Consider the following 16,404-nt stretch of genomic DNA (forward strand, 5'->3'; position numbering starts at 1 on the left):
CTCGTCGACGACCGCCTCGATCCCCCCCTTCCCGACCCAGACGGTGACGTCGAGGTCGTGCGCCTCCTTCCGGAGCTCCTGATCGGTCATACCCGTCCCACTCGCTCGCCCGCATTGAACCTTGAGGTTCGCGTTCCGGGCGATCCCGACCCACAGCCGGGGCGGGCGGCGACCCGTCGGCCGCTACTCGGCGATCTCCACGTCGACGGCGTCCCGTTCGACGGCGAGCCGGAACGTCGGCACCGTCCGGTAGACGACCTCGACGACGTTCTTCCGCTCCAGGCTCCGGAGCGCGCGACGTACGTCCCCCACGTCCGGGTCGACGCCGTACGCCTCCCGGAGGTCCTCGAGGACGCTCACGACCGACTGCGAGCGCTCGTCGGGGCCGGCGACGACCGCGAACACCCTGGCTTCGAGCTCCGGCACGCGGATCGTGTCCGGGGCGGCCCCCTTCGCAACCGCGTCCGCCTCGACGCCGGGCTCGACGTCGACGAGGTCGTTCGCCTCCGCGGTCGCCCGGATCAGGCTGTCGTCGTCGCGGTAGTAGTACTCCTTCAGGTGGTCCTCGAGGTAGCGGTGGACCGCGCTGCCGCCGTCGACCCCCCAGGCGTCCTCGAGCTCCGAGTTCTTCGTCGGCTGGAGACGCACCACGTCGGCGAGGCGGTCCAGCTCCTCGTCGGTCAGACTCATCGGTCCTCGACCGCGCTCGCCGCCCGGATCACCGTCGCCTCGTCGAACTTCGGTCCGACGATCTGGAGCCCCACCGGAAGTCCGTCCGCCTCGCCCGCGGGCACCGATATCGCCGGCAGGTTCGCGAGGTTGACGGGCGTCGTGTTCGCGTCCGCGAGGTACATCCGCAGCGGGTCGTCGAGGCTCTCGCCCAGCTCGAACGGGAGCACGGGCATCGTCGGGGACGCGATCACGTCCACGTCCGCGAAGGCGTCCTCGAAGTCCTGACGCACCCACTCGCGGGCGTCCTGAGCCTTCGCGTAGTACTTGTCGTGGTAGCCCGCCGAGAGCGCGTACGTCCCGAGCAGGATCCGGCGTTTGACCTCCGCGCCGAACGCCTCGCGGGTCTCCGCGAACGACTCGTTCCAGTTGCCGTCGCCCTCGGCGCGGTGGCCGTAGCGCACCCCGTCGAAGCGCGCGAGGTTCGAGGAGGCCTCGCTCGTCGCGATCACGTAGTACGCCTGGACCGCGTGCTCGACCGAGGGCAGCGAGATCTCCGTCGTCTCCGCGCCCCGCGCCTCGAGGTCGCCGATCGCGGCCTCGACCGTCTCGACCACGCGCTCGTCCGCTCCCTCGAACAGCTCCGTGGGCACGCCGACGGTCAGCCCGTCCACGTCGCCGTCGGCGGCCGCGGCGTAGCCGCCCTCGGGGACGCCCGCGTCCGCGCCAACCGCCTCGGCCGGATCGCGGGTCGTCCCGTCGTTCGGGTCCGGGCCGGCGATCACGTCGAGCGCCTCGGCGGCCTCCTCGACGGTCCCCGCGATCGGCCCGATCTGCTCGAGCGAGTTCGCGTACGCGACGAGCCCGTACCGCGAGACGAGCCCGTAGGTCGGCTTGATCCCGACGACGCCACAGAAGGCGGCGGGACAGCGCACCGACCCGCCCGTGTCGGAGCCCAGCGCCACGTCGGCCTCGCCCGCGGCGACCGCGGCGGCGGAGCCGCCGGAGGAGCCGCCGGGGACGCGCTCGGGGTCGGCCGGGTTCCGCGTCGGGCCGAACGCGGAGGTCTCCGTGGTGGTACCCATGCCGAACTCGTCCATGTTCGTCTTGCCGACGACCGTCGCGCCCGCGTCGGTCAGCCGCTCGACCGCGGTCGCGGAGTACGGCGGGACGTAGTCGGCGAGCATCTCCGAGCCGCAGGTTGTCCGGACGCCCGCGGTCGAGATGTTGTCCTTGACCGCGACGGTCGTCCCCGACAGCGGCCCCTCGTCGTCGCCCTCGATCGTCTCCTCGGTGATGAACGCGTCGTACTCGTCGGACATCACGACACCTTCGGTCCTTTGAAGAAGCCGTCCTCCGTCTCTGCGGCGTTCGAGAGCGCCTCCGCCTGCGTGAGGCCGCTCTCGATCTCGTCGGCACGCATCACGTTGACGAGGTCCTCCTCGCGCTCGAGGTCGGGGACCTCGTCGAGCGCCTCGAAGTACTCGAGGATCTCCGCGAACTGGTCGGCGAACGCCTCCGTCTCTCCCTCCTCGAGGCGGACGCGGGCCAGCTCCGCGACGTGTTCGACTTCGGCGGCGTCGACGCGGTCGCCCCCGTTCGAGCCGTCCGAATCCGACGTCTCTGTCATACCGGGAGGTACGACGGACCCGGAGTAAGGGTTTCGGAACGGCGGACCGGTCCGCTACTCCTCGCCGTCGGCGCGGACCGTCACCACCGGCGGATCGGCCAGCCGGACGACCTTCTCGGAGACGCTCCCGAGCAGGTAGCGCCTGACGCCGGACCGGCCCTCGGTGCCCATCACGACCATGTCGATGTCGTTCTCGTCGATGTACTCGAGGATGGCCTCGTGGGGGTTTCCGCCCCGGACGACGGGAACCGTCTCGATCCCCTCGAAGTCGTCCGCGAGCTCCTCGACGAACGGGGTGGCGCGTTCCTCGAGCTCGCGCTTCCGCTCCTCTTCCGAGGGTCGGTCGCTCGAGTAGCTCTTCGGCCCCGAGATGTAGTTGCCGCTCATCCCGAGCGTGAACTGGCGCGTGTCGACGACGTGTAACACGTGAACCGTCGCGTCGAACGCCTCGGCAATCTCCCGTACGTGCGCTATCGCCGCCTCGGATCCGGCACTCCCGTCCGTGGGGTACAGTATGTGCTTGTACATGTCGTCACCAAGGCAACGATCCGCATAGGCGTATAAAAATCCCACCGACGAAACCGGGACGAAACCGCGCTCGACCGCGCGGATCCGGCCGTTCAGAGCAGGTCGTTCGCGACCAGCCGGTCGACCGCCTCGCGGAGCCGCTCCTCGCTGGCGGCGTAGGAGATCCGGGCGAATCCGGGCGCGTTGAACGCGCTTCCAGGGACACACGCCACGGACGCCTCCTCGATCGCGCGCTCACACCAGGCCGCGTCGTCGGCTCGCGGCTCGTCGCCGCTCCCACTCGAGCCGCTCCGCGGCTCGCCCACCGGGATCATCATGTAGAACGCCCCGTCGCCGACGTCGACGTCGACGCCGTGCTCGTCGAAGAGGTCGACGAGCAGGTCGCGGCGGTCGGCGAACGCCTCGCGCATCTCCTCGACGGACGCGTCGGCGTTCTCGAGCGCCTCGACCCCCGCGCGCTGGACGAAGTTGGTCGCACACGAGACCGAGTGCGAGTGGAGCTTGCCAGCCTCCCCGACGAAGTCGTCCTTCGCGTGGAGGTAGCCCAGCCGCCAGCCGGTCATCGAGTACGCCTTCGAGAAGCCGTTGATCGTGACCGTGCGGTCGGCCATGCCCTCGAGGCTCGCGAGCGAGACGTGGTCGGCGTCGTAGACGATCCGCTCGTAGATCTCGTCCGAGATGACGGCCAGGTCGTGCTCGACCGCGAGGTCGCGAACGCCCGAGAGCGCCGCCTCCGAGAACACCGCGCCCGTCGGGTTCGACGGCGAGTTGACGACGAGCAGTTCGGTGTCGTCCGAGACTGCCTCGGCGAGGTCGTCGAGGGCGGGTTCGAGCTGGAAGCCGTGCGGGGCGAGGTCGACGCGGGTGAGGTCGCCGCCGGCGAGCTTCACCATCGCCTCGTAGGAGACCCAGGCGGGATCCAAAAGCACCACCTCGTCCCCGTCGTCGATCAGCGTCTGGAACGTCTCGTACAGCGCCTGCTTGCCGCCGGGGGTGACGATCACCTCGTCGGCGCTCGCGTCGATCCCGTCCTCGCGGAGCTTGGCGGCGATCGCCTCCCGGAGCGGCGGGATCCCGTTCGAGGAGGTGTAGCCGGTGTGGCCGGCGTCGAGGGCGTCCTTCCCCGCCTCGACGACGTTCGCGGGCGTGTCGAAGTCGGGCTCGCCGACCGAGAGGTCGACGACGTCCGCTCCCTCGGCCTCCTTCTCCGCGGCCAGGTTCGATATCGCCAGCGTCGCGCTGGGCTCTACGCGTCCGATCCGGTCGGAGTAGTCGTAGTCGTGTGCGTCGGTCATTGTGTTCCGTTGGTCGGTCAGTCGAGTTCCTCCGCGAGGTCGACGGCGGCGTTCGCGGCCTCCGCGCCCTTGTCGATCCGCTCGCGCGCCTCCGCGCCCGACATCCCCGGCCCGCTCACGCCGAAGGTGACGGGGGTGTCGCGGTCGAGGCTCACGTCGGTGAGCTTCTCCGCCGTCGCGGTCGCGATGACGCGGTCGTGGTCGGTGTCGCCGGTGACGATGGCGCCGACGACGGCGACCGCGTCGACGTCCTCGCGCCGCGCCAGGCGGTCGGCGGCGAGCGGGCTGTCGTACGCGCCCGGCACGCTCACTTCGTCGACGACGACCGCGTCGCGCTCGGCGGCCGCCTCCCTGGCGGCCTCGGCCATCGGCTCCGTGACGGCGTCGTTGAACCGCGCCACCACCAGTCCCAGCGAGACCATACCACGGCTCGGAGGGGGGGCGGCAAAGGTCTACCGTTCGCCGCCGACGCCCGGCGCGCTCGGTCGGGGTCGCTCGGAGGGTGTTTAAGAGGTTCGCGCCCGTACCGGAGGGCATGACGGACCACCGCGAAACGGCGACGTTCGGCGGCGGCTGCTTCTGGTGTATCGAGGCCGCGCTCGAGGAGCTCTCGGGCGTCGAGTCGGTGACCTCCGGCTACGCCGGGGGCCACACGGCGGACCCGACGTATCGGGAGGTCTGTACCGGCGAGACGGGCCACGCGGAGGTCGTCCAGGTGGAGTACGACCCCGACGTGATCGCCTACGACGACCTGCTGGAGGTCTTCTTCACGATCCACGACCCGACGCAGCTCAACCGGCAGGGCCCCGACGTGGGGAGCCAGTACCGGTCGATCGTCTTAACGCACGACGAGGACCAGCGCGAGCGGGCCGCGGCGTACATCGAGGCGCTCGACGAGGAGTACGAGGACGAGGTCGTGACCGAACTCGAGCCGCTGGAGACGTTCCACCGCGCCGAGGAGAAGCACCAGGACTACTTCGCGAAGAACCCCGACGACGCCTACTGTACCTTCCACGCGCAGCCGAAGGTCGAGAAGGTGCGCGAGACGTTCGAGGCGAAGCTCGCGAAGTAGCCGTAGTCATCACGACGGCGCGCCGGCGGCGACGGAGAGCCAAACCGCTTTAGGAGCGCCCCCGTAAGGGGTGGTAATGGCGACGTGCGAGGAGTGCGGGGAGTACGAGAACCTCCCGTACCAGTGTCGACGGTGTGGGCGGACGTTCTGTGCGGACCACCGCCTGCCGGAGAACCACGACTGTCCGGGGCTCGCGGAGTGGAACGACCCCGGCGGCGTCTTCGACAGCGGCTTCGACGACGGCGTCGAGGGCGGCGACCGCGCCGACGCCGACGACGGCGTCGCGAGTCGGGTGAAACGGCGGATCGAGCGCGAGACGGGGACCGGCGGCCTGCTCGGGTACTTCCGCGGGAACGCGACGTACGTGTTGCTCGCGCTGATGTGGCTCACCTTCGTCGCGCAGTGGGCGGTGACGCTCACGCTCGGCGAGGCGGCACACAGCCAGATCTTCGTGCTGCGGTCGGACGCGATCGGCAACGTCTGGACGTGGGTCACGTCCGTCTTCTCACACTCGCGGGCCGGGCTGTTCCACATCCTCGGCAACAGCATCGTGCTGTTCTTCTTCGGCCCGCTCGTCGAGCGTGCGGTCGGATCGCGGAAGTTCCTCGGCTTCTTCCTCCTCTCGGGGATCCTCGCCGGGCTCGGCCACGTGCTGTTCGTGCTCGCGACCGGCGGGCTCGTCGGCGTGCTCGGGGCCAGCGGGGCGACGTTCGCGATCCTCGGCGTCCTGACGGTGTGGCGGCCGAACCTCGAGATCCTGTTGTTCTTCGTGATCCCGATGAAGCTCAAGTACCTCACGTGGGGGGTGGCGCTGATCTCCGCGGTCCTCGTGATCTCGACGGGCGCGGGCGGCGTCGGCGGGATCGCCCACGTCGCCCACCTGATCGGGTTCGCGATCGGCCTGGCGTTCGGCACGCGCAACGAGGACCTCGCGAGCCGCGCGGGCGGTCCCGGTGGAGTCTCGATGGGCGGCGGTCGGGTTCGGGGACCGGGCGGTCCCGGCGGTCCGGGCGGTCCCGGCGGGCGGTTCTGAATGTCGCCGCCGGAGGGGCCGCCCTCGCGGACGCCGTCGGTCGACACCGACGCCCTCGCACGCCCGGCGTTCCTCCCCGACCCGGACCGCTCCCGCGGGGAGATGGAGTCGCTCCAGCGCGAGCTGGCGGCGGCGGCGACGTTCGCGGACGATCTCGGGTTCGACCCCGGCGCCGTCGCGATCGACGAGCCCGCGGACCTCTCGACTGGGCTGCCGCCCGCGAGGCCCGAACCGCTCGGGGACATCGAAACTCCTGACGGGGACGCCGACTCCGACGCCCCCGTCGTCGTCGGGATCGACCAGGCGTTCCGTCCCGAACGCGACGAGGCGATATCGGCCGCGGTCGCGATCCGCGGCGGACGCGTGGTCGAGTACGCGGAGGCGGTCACGCCGCTCTCGATCCCGTATATTCCTGGACTGTTGGCGTTCCGGGAGGGCGAACCGGTCCTCGCCGTGCTCGAGGACCTCTCCGTCACGCCCGACCTCCTCGTCTGTGACGGCTCCGGCCGGATCCACTTCCGGCAGGCCGGGATCGCGACCCACGTCGGCGTGATCCGCGACCTGCCGAGCGTCGGCGTCGCGAAGAGCCTCCTCTGTGGCGAGCCCGACGAGCCGGTCGGGGAGCGCCCCGAGGGGTGGTCGACCCCGATCCGCGCCGACGACTCGGTCGAGCGGGTCGGCGGGGGAGAGCCGCCGAACGCCGATCCCGATGCCGACTCGCCCGTCATCGGGCACGCGTACCAGTCGCGGCAGTACCCGAACAGCCGGCGGGTGAACCCCCTGTACGTGAGCCCCGGTCACCGCGTGTCCGCGGGGACGGCCGTCGATCTCGTCGCGGCGCTGTGTGCCGGCTACAAGCTACCGGAGCCGACCCGGCTCGCCGACGCGCACGCGGATCGGGTCAAGCGTCGGCTCGACGCCGAGGAGTGATCGGCGGGGTCGGGGCGGCCGTCGGTACGGGTCCACGAGAGGCGCGATCGGCGCGGATCTTCAAGGCTTTAAGCGCGGGGAGTGACCGCCACGATATGAGCCACCGGATCCTGCTTCTGGGCGCGCCGGGCGCCGGCAAGGGGACACAGAGCGCGAAACTCGCCGAGGAGTACGGGGTCGACCACGTCACCACCGGCGACGCGCTCCGGGCGAACAAGGACATGGAGACGGAGTACGGGACGCCCCGCTCGTTCATGGAGGCGGGCGAGCTCGTCCCCGACCCGGTCGTCAACGAGATCGTGAAGACGGCCCTGGAGAACGCCGACGGCTTCGTGCTCGACGGCTACCCGCGGAACCTCGAGCAGGCCGAGTATCTCTCCGGGATCACCGACCTCGACGCCGTGATCCTCCTCGACGTCGACGACGAGGTGCTCGTCGACCGGCTCACCGGCCGCCGGGTCTGTGAGGAGTGCGGCGCGAACTACCACGTCGACTTCCAGCCTCCCGAGGAGCCGGGCGTCTGCGACGAGTGCGGCGCCGAGCTGATCCAGCGCGACGACGACACGGAGGAGACCGCGCGCGAGCGCCTCGAGGTGTTCGCGGAGAACACCGAGCCCGTGATCGAACACTTCCGCGAGGAGGACGTCCTCGTCGAGGTCGACGGCGAGGCGACGCCCGACGAGGTCTTCGACCGGATCCGCGACGTCGTCGAGGCGTGACCGGGCGAGGCGTCCCGGAGCGGCCGGGGCGTTCGCTCGACGGTCCCGAGCCGGCCGCGACGACGATCCTACAAGGTTCTTAACCGTCGACCGCCAATCGCCCGATAATGAGTAAGGTCGAACGGCGGGTCCGCTCGCTCGTCGCCGAGGACGGCGAGATGCGGGACGCGCTCGAAACGGTCCTCGACAGCGCAACCGACGGCGAGGTCCAGTGGGTCGACGTCCGCGACGAGATCACGAGCGGGCAGTGGGGACGGCTCATCGAGAAGGAGATCCTCGTCGACGGCGAGCGCGGGTTCGCGATCGCCGACCGCGACGGCGTCGAGGCGGGGCTGACCGACGACGACGGCGGCGGCGGCGGCGGCGACGTCGACACTCCCGAGACCACCTCGTGGACGAAGTGGGACAAGCTGGCGGGGCTGGCGACGGTCGGCGCGTTCGTCGGCTACGCGGTCGGTCCGGTCCGGAACGTCATCGCCGGCGGGATCGATCTGGTGTTGGGACCGCTCGTCGAACTCGTCCCCTTCTACGTCATCATCATGCTGATCGCGTTGGGGACCGGGCTCTACTCCACCCTGCTGCGCGCGGGACTGATGGACATGGAGAAGATGAGCCAGTACCAGGACCGCATGAAGGACATCCAGGAGCGGCGCAAGGAGGCCAAGGAGCGCGACGACCAGGAGGCGCTCGACGCGATCCAACAGGAGCAGATGGACGCGATGGGCGACCAGCTCGGGATGTTCAAAGAGCAGTTCCGTCCGATGGTGTGGATCATGTTCCTCACCATCCCCGCGTTCCTCTGGATGTTCTGGGTCATCGGCTACCGCGGCTCCGACCCGGCGTACCCCGCGATCGCCGCCCAGGAGCTCGTCGTCCCGCTCGCCGGCACGGTCACCTGGGACGCCGGCCTCGTCGGTCCGATCCAGATGTGGATCGTCTGGTACTTCCTCTGCTCGATGGCGTTCACCCAGCTGGTCCAGAAGAGTCTCAACATCTCGATGTCGCCGTCCTCGTCGTAGACGGCGCGTCGAGGTCCGCCCGTCCACGGTGTGACCGTCCGCGGCGTGGACGCCTCGGGGCGTGAGTCGTCCGCGGAGCGATCCCTCGCGGACGTCGTCTTCTCCCTCGTCTACTGGTCGTCGTCGGCTTCGTCGGCCTCGTCGGCCCCCTCCGCGACCTCCTCCGCGACGGCCTCGAAGGCCGCGAGGATCACGCGTTTACACGCCCGTCCCTCCGTCGTCCAGTGGTGGGCGTAATCCAGCATGTCGTCGTAGACGTCGGGTTTACACCCCGCCGCCTGCGGATGGCCGCCGCCGTTGACCTTCCCGGCGACCTCGTGTGCGTGTTCGAATCCATCGGAGCCGCGGATCGACGCCGACCCCGCCGGCTTGACGATCACGGCGGCGTCGGCGCCGCGCTCGCGGAGCGTCTCGGCCACCTCGTTCTGTGAACACCGGCCGTACGTCACCGCGACGCGCCAGTCGCCGACCTCGTGGGTGACGGCGCGCTTGACCGCGGCGTCGATCCGCGCGGCCTTCTCGACCCGGCGCGTCTCGACGTACTCGCGGACGACCTCCGGAAGGTCCGCGCCGTACGCGCCGACCACCGTCGCGTACTCCTCGCCTCCGGACCAGTAGGAGTAGTCGGCCAGGTCGTCCGACCGCGGGTCCTCCTTGATCCAGAGGTCGTGGTCGCGGGTCACGGCGGCGAGTTCGGTCCAGCGCTCGTCGAAGGCGTGATCCAGCGACCGGAGGGTCACGTCGGCGGTACACTCCTCGTCGGACTCGCCGACGACGAGGTCGACGTCGCGCTCGCGGACCGCCGCCGCGACCGCGTCGTCCCACTGGTGGTGGTCGAACCATCGGATCGACGCACACGACGTCGAGAGCGCGTCCAGCGCCTCCTCGATCGGCTCGAACTCGTCGGGACAGAGGTCACAGACGTAGAGATCGATCCCGTCGTCCGCGTACGCGACGACGCGCTCGAGGGCGGTGTCGAGCGAGTACGGCCCGGCCGAGATCAGCCCCACCGGCGACTGGGTGTGGGCGTCCGCCGTGGGGTCGTCGGACTCGCCGTCAGCGTCGTCGCCGTCGACGACGCCGACCCCCCGGTCCTCGCCGTCGTCCGCCTCGTTCCCGTCCTCGGCGGTTCGCTCCGCGATGGCGGCCTCGAAGTCCGAGACGTCGAGGGCGGCGTCGTACGCCTCGCGGATCATCGCCGCACAGGCCAGGCCGTCCGCGTCGCCGTCGGCGACGACGACCGCCTCGCTGCCCTCGATCGTCTCGCTGGCGCGCCGCTCCGCGCGTTCGTCGTCGAGCGAGTCCGGATAGAAGAATCCCGTGCCGGGGAGCTTGGTGTACCGAGACAGCGGGGTCCCGGTCTGGTCGATGAGGTCCTCGTCCATACCCGCAGGCCGGGCGGCAGCGGGAAAACTCCGCCGCTCCGCGTCGGTGGGCGTCCGAGGGCCGGGCGGCCGACCGTCGACCGAACCAGCTAACCCGCCGCCGACCCGTTCGGGGAGCGTGAACGAGCGCGACGCCCTCCGACGACTCGCGGCCGACCTGCCCCGCGCCGGCGACGACGCGGCCGTCGTGGACGGCACCGTCATCACCACCGACATGCTCCACGAGCGGACCGACTTCCCGCCGGGGACGACCCGATACGCGGCCGGCTGGCGTGCGGTCGGCGCGTCCCTGTCGGACGTCGCGGCGATGGGTGCCGAGGCGACCGCCGCCGTCGCGGTCTACGCGGACGACGAGTTCGACCCCGACGCCCTCGCGGAGTTCGTCGCCGGCGCGGTCGACGTCTGTGAGGCGGTCGACGCCGAGTACGTCGGCGGCGACCTCGACACGCACGCGGAGTTCACGACCGCGACGACCGCGATCGGGGACGTGCCCGGCGCTGACGCCGACGCCGATACCGGCACCCGTGCCGTGACACGCTCCGGCGCGTCCCCCGGCGAGGCGCTCTGTGTCACGGGCGAGTGGGGCCGGTCGGCGGCGGCGCTCCGGCTCTTCGATCGCGGGACCAACGCCGCCGTCGAGCGGGCGAACGACCTCTTCCGGTTCACGCCACGGGTCGCGGACGGCCGCGTGCTCGCGGGAGCCGCCACGGCCATGATGGACTCCTCTGACGGGCTCGCCCGGTCGCTCCACCAGCTCGCGGAGGCGAGCGGGGTCGGGTTCGCGCTCGACCGCGACGCGGTCCCCGTCCACCCCGCCGTCGACGACGTGGTCGGCGGGACCGACGCGGGTTCCGCGGGGGGCGACGAGCGGTTCGAGCTCGCCGCACACTTCGGCGAGGACTTCGAGCTGGTGTGTACGGTGCCGGAGTCCGAGCTCGACCGCGTTCGCCGGGCGTGCCCCGCCGGGCTCGTCAGGGTCGGAACGGTCCGCGAGGCGGACCACGGAGTGACCGCGGACGGCGAGCCGCTGCCGGACCGCGGGTACACCCACGGCTGAGACGCGTCGGGAGCGATCGAAAAGGCGGTTTCAGTTCCGCGGTTCGTCGGCGCTCGTCTCGGACTCCTCGAGCTCCTCGAGGTCGATCTCGGCGTCGTCGGAGAGGTCTTCCTCGAGGTCCGCGGCGTCGACTTCGGCTTGGATGTCGTCGAGCTCGGCGTCGACGTCCTCCTCGGTGCGCTCCGTCGCGCCGTCGCCGCCCGCCGTCGAGGCGTCGGCCTTGCCGAGCTCGCCCTTGAGCGTCTCCAGTTCGGCGTCGACCTCGCTGTCCGTGGAGAGCTCCTCCAGCTCCCGGTCGATGTTGTCCTTGTCCGAGAGCGCGTCCTCGAACGCGCCGGTCTCCTCGAGCTCGTCCATCGCCTCCGCGCGCGCCTCCATCTCCTCGGTGCGCTCCTCTGCGCGCTCGATCGACCGGCTCACGTCCTCCATCTCGTCGCCGACGCCCGTCATCGCCTCCGAGACGCGCGAGGAGGCCTCCGCCGCCTCGTAGCGGGCCTTCATCGTCTCCTTCTTCGTCCGGAACTCCTCGATGCGGTTCTGGAGCGTGTTCTTCTTCTCGACGAGCTGGTCCTGGGTGTCGTTCAGCTTCGCGATCTGCCCCTCCAGCTCCTCGATCTGGGTCATCTTCGACTTCTTCTTCTCGAGGGCCTTCCGCGCGAGGTCGTCGCGGTCCTGCTGGACCGCCTCGCGGGCCTGCCGGTTGTGTTTCTCGACGTTCTCCTCGAGCTTGCGTTTCTGGATCTCCAGCCGCTTCTTCTGGGTCGTGAGGTCCGCGATCCCCTGTTTGACGTCCTGGAGCTCGTCGCGCATCTGCTCGTAGGAGTAGTCGAGCGACTCGGTCGGGTCCTCGGCCCGGTTGAGGAGGGCGTTCACCTTGGAGCGGATGACGTAGGAGGCGCGCGAGAGGATTCCCATGGGCGTCATACACGCTCCACGCGTTAAAACCTCATGTGGTTCGCCCCGGAGCGCCGCCGTCGCCACGCTGCCCGTATCCTAAAGGTTTATTCGGGACGTAGTTAGACTCGAACGCATGGACATCGGCGTACTGACCGTTCCGCTCGGAGAGGAATCGATCGAGGACGCGTTCGCGTACCTCTCGGGACTCGGCGTCGGCGCGGTCGAGCTCGGCGTCGGCGGCTTCCCCGGCGAGGACCACGTCGACCGCGAGGCACACCTCGCCGACGAGTCGAAGCGGGCGGCGCTCGCCGACCTGCTCGACGAGTACGACCTGCGCGTCTCCGCGCTGGCGACCCACAACAACCCGCTCCACCCCGACGACGACCGCGCCGCGGAGGCGGACCGGGAACTGCGCGAGGCGATCGAGCTGGCCGACCTGCTCGGCGTCGACACCGTCACCTGCTTTTCGGGCCTTCCGGCCGGCGCGCCCGGCGACTCGACGCCCAACTGGATCACCGCCCCGTGGCCGACCGAGCACGCGGAGGCCCACGAGTACCAGTGGGAGGAGGTCGCGATCCCGTACTGGCGCGACCTCGCCGAACACGCCGACCGCCACGGCGTCGACGTCGCCATCGAGATGCACCCGAACATGCTGGTGTACGAGCCGACCGGCATGCTCGCGCTCCGGGAGGCCACCAACGAGCGCGTGGGGGCGAACTTCGACCCCTCACACCTCTACTGGCAGGGGATCGACGTGACGGAGGCGATCCGCTTCCTCGGCGAGCGGGACGCGATCCACCACGTTCACGCGAAGGACACGAAGGTCTACGAGTCGAACGCCCGGATCAAGGGCGTCCTCGACACGGCCGACTACACCGAGGACCCGGACCGCTCGTGGCTGTTCCGATCGATCGGCTACGGCCACGGGGAGGGCCACTGGAAGGACGTGGTCTCGACGCTCCGGATGGTCGGCTACGAGGGCGCGCTCTCGATCGAACACGAGGACTCGCTCACCTCCCCGAACGAGGGGCTGGAGAAGGCCGTCGACGTGCTCTCGCGGGCCGTCTTCGAGACGCAGCCGGGCGACGCCTACTGGGCGGAGTGAGAACCCGAACGATGACCGACGAACCACTGGCGATCGGCGTTCTGGGGTATCGATTCATGGGCAAGGCGCACGCGAACGCGATGGCGCGGCTCCCGATGTTCTTCCCCGACGCGCCCGCCGTCGAACGACACACGCTCGTCGGGCGCGACGAGGAGGCGCTCGCGGCGGCGGCCGACCGGTTCGGGTTCGCCCACACCGAGACCGACTGGGCCGACGCCATCGAGGCCGTCGACGTCTTCTACAACCTCGGGCCGAACCACGTCCACGTCGAGCCCTCGGTCGCCGCGCTCGAGGCGGGGGTCCCCGTCCTCTGTGAGAAGCCGCTCGCGCCCACCCTCGAGGGGGCCGAACGGATGCGCGAGGCGGCCGCGAACGCCGACGTGCCGGCCGGCTGCGCGTTCAACTACCGGTTCGTCCCGGCGATCCGGCACGCGCGGAACCTGATCGCCGACGGCGCGATCGGCGAGGTACGCCACGTCCGCGGGCGATACCTCCAGGACTGGCTCGTCGACCCCGACGCGCCCTGGGCGTGGCGGATGGACGCCGACCTGGCCGGGTCGGGCGCGCTCGGCGACCTCGGCGCACACTCGATCGACCTCGCGGGCTTTCTCGTCGGCGACGCGGTCGGCGGGATCGACCGCGTCTCCGGTCACCTCGAGACGTTCGTCGAGGAGCGCCCCGTCCTCGACGAGGACGGGGCCGTCGAGGAGTACCGCGACGTGACCGTCGACGACGCGTTCTCCGCGCAGGTCGCCTACGAGTCCGGCGCGATGGGCACCTTCGAGGCGTCGCGGTTCGCCACTGGACACAAGAACGACCACACGATCGAGGTCCACGGGTCGGCGGGCAGCCTGCGGTTCTCGCTTGAGCAGCTGAACGAGCTCGAGGTGCTCCGCGAGGGCGACCGCGGCTACGAGACGGTGCTCGTCACCGACGAGTCGGACCCGTACGTCGACCGCTGGTGGCCGCCGGGCCACGTCCTCGGCTGGGAGCACACGTTCGTCCACGAGAACTACGAGTTCCTCTCGGCGGTCGCCGAGGGCCGCGAGTTCTCGCCGTCGTTCGAGGAGGGATACCGGGTCCAGCGGACCCTCGACGCGATCGAGCGCTCCGACGAGCGCGGCGAGTGGGTGTCGGTGGCGTAGTCGGCCCGCCTCGTCGCGGAGGTCCCTACGCCGCGACCGGCGCGGCCGACGGCCCGTTCTCCGCCGCCCACTCGTCGATATCGGAGTCCGTCTCGGGCTCGTAGCTCCCGAGCGTCTCGCTGCGGTCGAACGCGACCGGCTCCCAGACGACCTCCACGGTCTCGTCGCCGGTGGCGTTCGGCACCCTCACGCTGTCGCTCGGCCGGACGACGCCCTCGCCGGGCCAGCCGCCGAAGGTCACCGACCCGTCGGGATCCTCCCCGCGGACGTACAGCTCCTCGGCCGGAACCGGCTCGGGGCCGACGGCGGTGACGACGAGGCTCTCGTTCTCGCGTTCGACCTCGAACTCCGCGTCGGGCGGGGCGACCCCGTCGATGATCCCGAACACCGCCGCGCCGACGACCGCGAGCACCAGCACCACCACGCCGACGAGGATCCCGGTCCCCGCCATCGGCGCGAACCCCCGTTCGTCGTCACGGTAGCCGCTCATCGTCCCTCCCTCCGCCGTGGCCGGTATAAGGGTTTGCCCGCCGACTATCAGTCGGGATAACGGCGGGGACGCGAGGGACCGAACCGGAACCCCGTTATTCGAGGACGCCGTACCCGGTCGCGTGAACTCGTGGATCGAGACGCCGGAGGGCGGACGGGACCGCGGCCTCCGGGCGCTTGGACGCGCGTGGATCGAGGCGATGATCCGGCCGCGACGCTTCTTCGCGAACGGGGTCGCCCCCGGCGACCAGGCTCCGGGCCTGACGTTCGCCGCGGCCGTCGCGGCCGTCTTCGTCACCGGGTGGGTCGCGACCGAGCCGGCCGCGGTTCCGGGCATCGCCGAGAACGCCACGCTCTCGGCCGCCGTCGTGGTGCTGGTCGTCACGGCGCTCGCGGCCCCCGTCGGTCTCCACCTGACCGCCGCGGTCGCGACGGTGTCGCTCGTGATCGCCAGCCTGGAGTTCGACGGCGGGATCGGGTTCCGCGAGCGCGGCGGCGTGAGCGAGACGGTACAGGTGGTCGCGTACGCCAGCGCGCCGATGGCGATCGCCGGCCCGCCGATCCCGGCCCTCCGGATCGTCTGCGGCGGATACGCGACGCTGTTGCTGCTGGTGGGCGTCCACACGGTCCACGGGACCTCCCCGCTCCGGACGCTGCTCGCGGGGCTGCCGGCGGCGACGTTCGGCTACGGGATCGGCTACCGGGTCGTGGCCGCGGGGCGGGCCCTCCTCGGCTGATCCGCGTCGTGGCGTGCCGACGGCTCCCGTCCGAACGCCTTTCGACAACCGTTTTAGGCGTGAGGCACTCGAGACATGCAAATGGGATCCTGTATCATCTGTGGCGTCGACGTCGACGGCGGCGGTCGTATCTGCCGCTCACACCAGGAGGACGTGGTCTTCGACTTCCGCGGCGACAGCCCGGATCAGCTCGTCGCGAACCGCTTCTACCGCGGCGTCGTCGACGGCTACGCCGAGTTCGGCGTGTTCATCGACCTCGCGCCCGGCATCACGGGTCTGCTCCACCGCTCGGAGCTGGACAGGCGGCTCGACAGCCTCGAGTGGGAGCCGGGCGACGACGTGTTCGTCCAGGTCAAGGGCGTCCGTGACAACGGGAACATCGACCTCTCGTGGTCGATCCGGCAGGCCGACCGCGAGTTCCGCGGAGCGCTCGTCCAGGACGGCGAGACCGAGTACCTCCCCGACGAGGACGCCGACGAGGAGGAGACCGCGGACGACGCCGACGAGCCCGACGCGGCCCCCGACGCCGCGGGAAATGAGCGCGCCGAGGGGACCGACGCGACCGCGGCGTCGGACTCCTCGGGCGACGCGGACGACGTGGAGGCGGACGAGACCGCCGCGGACGAAACGGACGCCGAGGAGGCGGACGCGAACGAAGCGACCGTCGACGGGAGCGACGAGGCCGACCAGACCG

At 70.7% G+C, this 16,404-nt stretch carries 19 protein-coding genes and 1 pseudogene; 10 read left to right on the forward strand and 10 right to left on the reverse strand.

Going from position 1 to position 16,404, the window contains the following annotated elements; all coding sequences use genetic code 11:
* From DJ70_RS10925 to ribH, 7 genes and pseudogenes are all read right to left on the reverse strand, one after another.
* Nucleotides 1-90 (reverse strand): annotated as a pseudogene (locus tag DJ70_RS10925) (YhbY family RNA-binding protein); the annotation flags it as partial.
* A 93-nt stretch (nucleotides 91-183) separates the two neighbouring features.
* A complete protein-coding gene (locus tag DJ70_RS10930; protein WP_094532926.1) occupies nucleotides 184-690 on the reverse strand; it encodes a DUF5797 family protein in 507 nt (168 codons plus the stop codon).
* Nucleotides 687-1,991, reverse strand: a complete 1,305-nt coding sequence (gatA, locus tag DJ70_RS10935) for an Asp-tRNA(Asn)/Glu-tRNA(Gln) amidotransferase subunit GatA (RefSeq protein WP_094532928.1) — start codon at nucleotides 1,989-1,991, stop codon at nucleotides 687-689. Before gatA ends, DJ70_RS10930 begins: the two co-directional genes overlap by 4 nt.
* Complete coding sequence (gatC, locus tag DJ70_RS10940; protein ID WP_094532930.1) at nucleotides 1,991-2,299, reverse strand: Asp-tRNA(Asn)/Glu-tRNA(Gln) amidotransferase subunit GatC; 309 nt, start codon at nucleotides 2,297-2,299, stop codon at nucleotides 1,991-1,993. The genes gatA and gatC overlap by 1 nt, the downstream gene beginning before the upstream one ends.
* A 54-nt stretch (nucleotides 2,300-2,353) precedes the next feature.
* The gene (locus tag DJ70_RS10945; protein ID WP_094532932.1) at nucleotides 2,354-2,827 is read right to left on the reverse strand and encodes a universal stress protein; all 474 of its coding nucleotides are present in this window, start codon (nucleotides 2,825-2,827) and stop codon (nucleotides 2,354-2,356) included.
* A 92-nt stretch (nucleotides 2,828-2,919) separates the two neighbouring features.
* A complete protein-coding gene (locus tag DJ70_RS10950; protein ID WP_094532934.1) occupies nucleotides 2,920-4,122 on the reverse strand; it encodes a pyridoxal phosphate-dependent aminotransferase in 1,203 nt (400 codons plus the stop codon).
* Between the two features lie 17 nt (nucleotides 4,123-4,139).
* Nucleotides 4,140-4,544, reverse strand: a complete 405-nt coding sequence (gene ribH, locus DJ70_RS10955) for a 6,7-dimethyl-8-ribityllumazine synthase (RefSeq protein WP_094532936.1) — start codon at nucleotides 4,542-4,544, stop codon at nucleotides 4,140-4,142.
* A gap of 113 nt (nucleotides 4,545-4,657) precedes the next feature.
* Here ribH and msrA point away from each other — a divergent pair, with 113 nt between their 5' ends.
* The 5 genes from msrA to DJ70_RS10980 all read left to right on the forward strand — a co-directional run bounded on the left by msrA (nucleotide 4,658) and on the right by DJ70_RS10980 (nucleotide 8,895).
* Complete coding sequence (msrA, locus tag DJ70_RS10960) at nucleotides 4,658-5,194, forward strand: peptide-methionine (S)-S-oxide reductase MsrA (protein WP_094532938.1); 537 nt, start codon at nucleotides 4,658-4,660, stop codon at nucleotides 5,192-5,194.
* A 76-nt stretch (nucleotides 5,195-5,270) separates the two neighbouring features.
* Entirely contained in the window at nucleotides 5,271-6,227 is a 957-nt protein-coding gene (locus DJ70_RS10965) for a rhomboid family intramembrane serine protease (RefSeq protein WP_094532940.1), read from the forward strand.
* The gene (locus tag DJ70_RS10970) at nucleotides 6,228-7,157 is read left to right on the forward strand and encodes an endonuclease V (protein WP_094532942.1); all 930 of its coding nucleotides are present in this window, start codon (nucleotides 6,228-6,230) and stop codon (nucleotides 7,155-7,157) included.
* Nucleotides 7,158-7,252: 95 nt separating this feature from the next.
* Nucleotides 7,253-7,876 carry an adenylate kinase gene (locus DJ70_RS10975; RefSeq protein ID WP_094532944.1) on the forward strand — a complete coding sequence of 208 codons (624 nt, stop codon included), beginning with the start codon at nucleotides 7,253-7,255 and terminating at the stop codon, nucleotides 7,874-7,876.
* 107 nt (nucleotides 7,877-7,983) lie between these two features.
* Nucleotides 7,984-8,895, forward strand: a complete 912-nt coding sequence (locus DJ70_RS10980; RefSeq protein ID WP_094532946.1) for a DUF106 domain-containing protein — start codon at nucleotides 7,984-7,986, stop codon at nucleotides 8,893-8,895.
* Between the two features lie 110 nt (nucleotides 8,896-9,005).
* Here DJ70_RS10980 and DJ70_RS10985 read toward each other — a convergent pair whose 3' ends face one another.
* Nucleotides 9,006-10,280 (reverse strand): DHH family phosphoesterase, encoded by a 1,275-nt coding sequence (locus DJ70_RS10985; protein ID WP_094532948.1) that lies wholly within the window; start codon nucleotides 10,278-10,280, stop codon nucleotides 9,006-9,008.
* A gap of 118 nt (nucleotides 10,281-10,398) precedes the next feature.
* On the opposite strand from DJ70_RS10985, the gene thiL reads away from it, so the two are divergent.
* Nucleotides 10,399-11,337, forward strand: a complete 939-nt coding sequence (thiL, locus tag DJ70_RS10990; RefSeq protein WP_094532950.1) for a thiamine-phosphate kinase — start codon at nucleotides 10,399-10,401, stop codon at nucleotides 11,335-11,337.
* A 30-nt stretch (nucleotides 11,338-11,367) separates the two neighbouring features.
* On the opposite strand, the gene DJ70_RS10995 is transcribed toward thiL, so the two are convergent.
* Nucleotides 11,368-12,252, reverse strand: a complete 885-nt coding sequence (locus tag DJ70_RS10995; protein WP_094532952.1) for a PspA/IM30 family protein — start codon at nucleotides 12,250-12,252, stop codon at nucleotides 11,368-11,370.
* A gap of 115 nt (nucleotides 12,253-12,367) precedes the next feature.
* Between DJ70_RS10995 and DJ70_RS11000 the strand changes: the two genes are divergently transcribed.
* Together DJ70_RS11000 and DJ70_RS11005 are read left to right on the forward strand one after the other, a co-directional pair.
* On the forward strand, nucleotides 12,368-13,339 hold the full coding sequence (locus DJ70_RS11000; protein ID WP_094532954.1) for a sugar phosphate isomerase/epimerase family protein: 972 nt from the start codon (nucleotides 12,368-12,370) through the stop codon (nucleotides 13,337-13,339).
* 11 nt (nucleotides 13,340-13,350) lie between these two features.
* The gene (locus tag DJ70_RS11005; RefSeq protein WP_094532960.1) at nucleotides 13,351-14,484 is read left to right on the forward strand and encodes a Gfo/Idh/MocA family protein; all 1,134 of its coding nucleotides are present in this window, start codon (nucleotides 13,351-13,353) and stop codon (nucleotides 14,482-14,484) included.
* A gap of 25 nt (nucleotides 14,485-14,509) precedes the next feature.
* Here DJ70_RS11005 and DJ70_RS11010 read toward each other — a convergent pair whose 3' ends face one another.
* Complete coding sequence (locus DJ70_RS11010) at nucleotides 14,510-14,974, reverse strand: type IV pilin (protein ID WP_094532956.1); 465 nt, start codon at nucleotides 14,972-14,974, stop codon at nucleotides 14,510-14,512.
* Nucleotides 14,975-15,095: 121 nt separating this feature from the next.
* Here DJ70_RS11010 and DJ70_RS11015 point away from each other — a divergent pair, with 121 nt between their 5' ends.
* Together DJ70_RS11015 and DJ70_RS11020 are read left to right on the forward strand one after the other, a co-directional pair.
* Nucleotides 15,096-15,710, forward strand: coding sequence for a YIP1 family protein (locus DJ70_RS11015; RefSeq protein WP_094532958.1), 615 nt, complete (start codon nucleotides 15,096-15,098; stop codon nucleotides 15,708-15,710).
* 81 nt (nucleotides 15,711-15,791) lie between these two features.
* The coding region (locus tag DJ70_RS11020) for a S1 RNA-binding domain-containing protein (RefSeq protein WP_143421007.1) at nucleotides 15,792-16,404 on the forward strand (613 nt) is incomplete at its 3' end.

This window comes from Halorubrum halodurans (assembly GCF_002252985.1).
GTDB lineage: Archaea > Halobacteriota > Halobacteria > Halobacteriales > Haloferacaceae > Halorubrum > Halorubrum halodurans.